General features: G+C 68.9%; 2 protein-coding genes. Both read right to left on the reverse strand.

All coding sequences use genetic code 11. The annotated features are described in order from the left end of the window. Positions 1-134: 134 nt before the first annotated feature. The gene (tal, locus tag ABZ646_RS45535; protein ID WP_360533377.1) at positions 135-1253 is read right to left on the reverse strand and encodes a transaldolase; all 1119 of its coding nucleotides are present in this window, start codon (positions 1251-1253) and stop codon (positions 135-137) included. A 33-nt stretch (positions 1254-1286) separates the two neighbouring features. Further along, positions 1287-2129: transketolase C-terminal domain-containing protein (locus ABZ646_RS45540; protein WP_360533380.1), on the reverse strand; the 843-nt coding region annotated here is incomplete at its 5' end.

The following is a 2129-nucleotide window of genomic DNA, read 5'->3' on the forward strand; positions in this document are numbered from 1 at the left end:
TGAGCTTCTTGCGGGAGAGGTCGCCCGTGACGCCGAAGATGACCAGGCCCGACGGCCCCGCGATACGCGGGAGCCGTCGGTCCGCGGGGTCACGAAGCGGGTTCGCTCCGGAACCGGAAAGGGGTGACAAGTGATCAGCCCTCCGAGGGGGCCAGGCGCTCCAGCTCCGCCTGGGTCGACTTGAGCAGGTCGTTCCAGGACGCCTCGAACTTCTCGACGCCCTCGTCCTCCAGAACCTGGACCACGTCGTCGTACGCGATCCCGAGCGCCTCCACGGCGTCGAGCACGGCGCGCGCCTGCTCGTACGTACCGGTGACGGCGTCGCCGGCGATCTCGCCGTGGTCCTCGACCGCGAACAGCGTGGCCTCCGGCATGGTGTTGACCGTGTTCGGCGCCACCAGGTCGACGACGTACAGGGTGTCCTTGTACGCGGGGTCCTTCACGCCGGTGGAGGCCCACAGCGGACGCTGCTTGCGGGCGCCCGCGGACTCCAGCGCGTTCCAGCGGTCCGAGGAGAAGACCTCCTCGTACGCCTGGTACGCGAGCCGGGCGTTGGCGACGGCGGACTTGCCGAGCAGCGCCTTGGCCTCGTCGGTGCCGATGTCGTTCAGGCGCTTGTCGATCTCGGTGTCCACCCGGGACACGAAGAACGACGCCACCGAACGGATCTGCGACAGGTCGAGGCCGCGCTCCTTGGCCTTCTCCAGGCCGGTCAGGTAGGCGTCCATGACCTTGCGGTAGCGCTCCAGCGAGAAGATCAGCGTGACGTTGACGCTGATGCCGAGGCCGATGACCTCCGCGATCGCCGGGATGCCCGCCTCGGTGGCCGGGATCTTGATGAGGGTGTTGGGACGGTCCACCAGCCAGGCCAACTGCTTGGCCTCGGCGACGGTCGACCTGGTGTTGTGCGCCAGGCGCGGGTCGACCTCGATCGACACCCGGCCGTCCTGGCCGTCGGTCGCGTCGTAGACCGGGCGCAGGATGTCGGCGGCGTCGCGGACGTCCGCCGTGGTGATCATGCGGATGGCCTCTTCGACGGTCACCTTGCGGGCGGCGAGGTCCGAGACCTGCTGGTCGTAGCCGTCGCCCTGGGAGATCGCCTTCTGGAAGATCGTCGGGTTGGTGGTGACGCCCACGACGTGCTGCTGGTCGATCAGCTCGGCGAGGTTGCCGGACGTGATCCGCTTGCGCGACAGGTCGTCCAGCCAGATCGCGACGCCTTCCTCGGAGAGGCGCTTGAGTGCGTCTGTCATGGAATTACATCTCCTACGGGTCGTATATGAGCGTCAGCGCTGGGCGGCAGCGATGGATTCCCGGGCCTTCGCGGCCACGTTCTCGGCAGTGAAGCCGAACTCCTGGAAGAGCACCTTGCCGTCGGCGGAAGCACCGAAGTGCTCCAGGGAAACGATGCGGCCGGCGTCCCCGACGTACTTGTGCCACGTGAGACCGATGCCGGCCTCGACCGAGACACGAGCCCTGACGGACGGCGGCAGGACGCTGTCCCGGTACCCCTGGTCCTGCTCCTCGAACCACTCCACGCACGGCATGGACACGACGCGGGTGGGCACGCCGTCGGCCTCCAGCTGCTCGCGCGCCTCGACGGCGACGTGCACCTCGGAGCCGGTGGCGATGAGAATGACCTCCGGGGCCTGGTTCGACGCCTCGAAGAGGACGTAACCGCCCTTGACCGCGTCCTCGTTCGGCTCGTACACCGGCACGCCCTGGCGGGTCAGCGCGAGGCCGTGCGGGGCCCCCTTGCCGAACACCTTCGTGTAGCGCCTGAGGATCTCGCGCCAGGCGATCGCGGTCTCGTTGGCGTCCGCCGGGCGGACCACGTTCAGGCCGGGGATGGCGCGCAGCGAGGCGAGGTGCTCGACCGGCTGGTGGGTCGGGCCGTCCTCGCCGAGGCCGATGGAGTCGTGGGTCCACACGTAGGTCACCGGCAGGTGCATCAGCGCCGAGAGACGGACGGCGTTGCGCATGTAGTCCGAGAAGACGAGGAACGTACCGCCGTAGGCACGGGTGTTGCCGTGCGTGATCCGGGCGTGGGCGTTGACCGGGACCACGTACTCGCCGTCGGCCCTGGCCTTCTCCAGGTCCATGGCCGTCGTCTCGGTGCCCCCGGACAG

This window comes from Streptomyces sp. NPDC007162 (assembly GCF_040634175.1).
Taxonomy (GTDB): Bacteria; Actinomycetota; Actinomycetes; order Streptomycetales; family Streptomycetaceae; genus Streptomyces.

Bases quoted from the DNA above. Each gene is read 5' to 3' on its own strand.
- tal (WP_360533377.1), bottom strand. From the start codon at position 1,253: ATGACAGACGCACTCAAGCGCCTCTCCGAGGAAGGCGTCGCGATCTGG.